The organism is Candidatus Glassbacteria bacterium, from assembly GCA_019456185.1.
In the GTDB taxonomy this organism is placed as follows: domain Bacteria; phylum Gemmatimonadota; class Glassbacteria; order GWA2-58-10; family GWA2-58-10; genus JAJRTS01.
Map to the genome: position 1 here is coordinate 1 of VRUH01000022.1, position 2325 is coordinate 2325.

A 2325-nucleotide genomic window follows, 5' to 3' on the forward strand; every position below is an offset into this window, starting at 1 on the left:
GCCACGGTCAGCGAGGTCGAATCCGATCCCGCGGGCAGCGGCCTGGTCCTGATCGCTCTCGGCAACAGGCTGGCCCACTTCGATGGCGCAGGCTTTACGCCCCTGGCCGGGGCGGTGGCCACCTCGCCAATCAGCGATATCACTTTCGCCGGACTCGATGAAAATAACTTTTCCGTATTTTCTATCGCCGCCGGCACTGAGCTTTACCGCTTTGGCATCCTCACCGGCTGGGAGTTGCGGTCGACAGCCGGAGACACCCTGATCTCGGCCGGCCCCATCCTGCCGGAGAGCCAGCGAGCGGTTGCCGGAGCCCTGCACGATGGCTTGCTGCTGCCGTCCCAGGGCGGCTATTCCGCGGTAACCATCCCCGGCCCGCTGCTGAATATCATCACCCGGGTGGCTCTCGACAGCCGGGGAACAGTCTGGACCGGCAGCGCATCCGATGCGGTCAGCCGCCGGCGCGCGGGAGTGAGCCGTTTCGACGGCGGCTCGTGGACCCATTTCACCCAGGACAACAGCCCCTTGCTGATGAACATGATCAGCTCGGTCAATGCCGCCCCCGACGGCCGGTTATATCTCGGCACCTGGTTCGGTCCCACGATAATCGGCAGCGGCGGCTTCAACATCCTCGACGACGGGGCCACCGCGGAGACGGCCGACGATCGCTGGGAAACCTACACGGCCCTCGAGACCGGGCTTTCGATGGGTGTTGTGCGCGGGGAGATGGCGTTCGATTCCGCCGGCGGAGTCTGGATCGCCAGCCGCCGGAACCAGGACCAGCCGGGAGGACTCGAATATTTCGACCCCGCGGCCGGAACTTTCAGCAGCTACGGCAATTCTCTCTCCGCGCGCAATGTCCACACGGTCGCAATCGACAACCCCGGCAATGTCTGGGTGGGCTATGTGAGCGACGGACTGGCGGTGATCCCCGGCGGGTTCGGCGGGTCGCTGCACGGAGTCTCGGCGTTTGCCGCCACGGTGGGCGATGGCGGGATCGTGGATATCAGCGCCGACCCGGTCGACCGGATCTGGGTCGCCACCGGCACGAAACTGGTGGTGATCAACTACCAGGGCAACGCCGCCGACCAGAACAGTTACGCCTATACTGAAATGAAACCCCCTGGGTTCGCCGGTCTTGCGGTGGCGGATATCGAATTCGAGGGCAGCGGGACTGTCTGGCTGGCCACCGCCGACGGGGTCTACCGCACCGACCTGGCGGGCGGGCAATGGGAGTTGTACAACCGGGCCAACAGCGTGCTGGCCTCGAACCGGGTCAACGACCTGGCTGTCGACAACCGTCGCGGTGTGCTCTGGGTCGCCACCGACAAAGGATTGAGCGCTTTTCCGCTGGCCGCCGGGTCCGGCGCCGCGGCCGCGGCCGGAGAGCTCTCGGTGCGTCCCAACCCTTGGTACCCGGACCGTCACGGACCGCTGGTTGTCAGCGGGATGCCGCTCTACAGCACGATCAACGTGGTTACGGTCAGCGGAGAGCGGGTCCGCCGCTGGAGCGCGTCGCAGCAGGACGGACGCGCGTTTCAGTGGGATGGCACTACCGGCGGCGGAACGCCGTGCGCCAGCGGAGTCTACCTGATTCTGGCGGAGTCGCCCGCTGGCCGGACTTACAGCGGCAAGGTGGCGCTGGTCCGCTGAAATTCCACCCGCCGGAGCTTGAACAGGACGCATGCGAGGGGAGCGATGCAGGGATGAATATCTCCGAAAGCAACCTCGACAGGATCGACCGGGGAAAATGGAGCGAGCTGGTTGATAAGTCCTCCTCCAGCACTCCGTTCTGCGAATGGGGCTGGCTCCAGTTGATAGAAAGCGGTTTCCGGGATTGGCATGTCCACTGCGTGGTGGCCGAGGACGAAGGGCGCTATCTCGGCTGCATGCCCCTGGTGGTGAGAGCTGCTCCGGGCCTGCGCCAGAGCCACAGCATGGCCCACGGCAGCCCGGCGGGACCGCTGCTCGCTCCCGGAGCCGATCCCGAACTGGCCGGCAGAATCCTCGCCTGGTGGACCGACCGTCACTCCGCATGCTGGCGCGCGATCCGGCTGTCGGTCACCTTTGACGGCGATCAGCCGCCCGGTATCGAAACGCTCCTTTCCCGTGATTTCAGCATACAGCGGCAGAGAGCATATCGCATAACCCTCGACGGGCGCTCGTTCGAGGACTGGGAGCAGTCACTGTGCCAGCAGACTCGCAACAAAAACCGCCAGGCGCTCGAGCGGGGCGGTACGTTCGAGGTGGTTGAATCTCCGGATGCGGCCCCCGAACTGGCGCGTCTTGCCGGACTGACCGCCGGCCGCCACAGCCGCGACAGTATCC

Annotated in this window: 1 pseudogene (only partly in view); it reads left to right on the top strand. The window is 65.7% G+C overall.

The features are described 5' to 3' along the window. The first annotated feature begins 1703 nt into the window (after positions 1–1703). Positions 1704–2325 (top strand): annotated as a pseudogene (locus FVQ81_09745) (hypothetical protein); it runs 56 nt beyond the window's last position.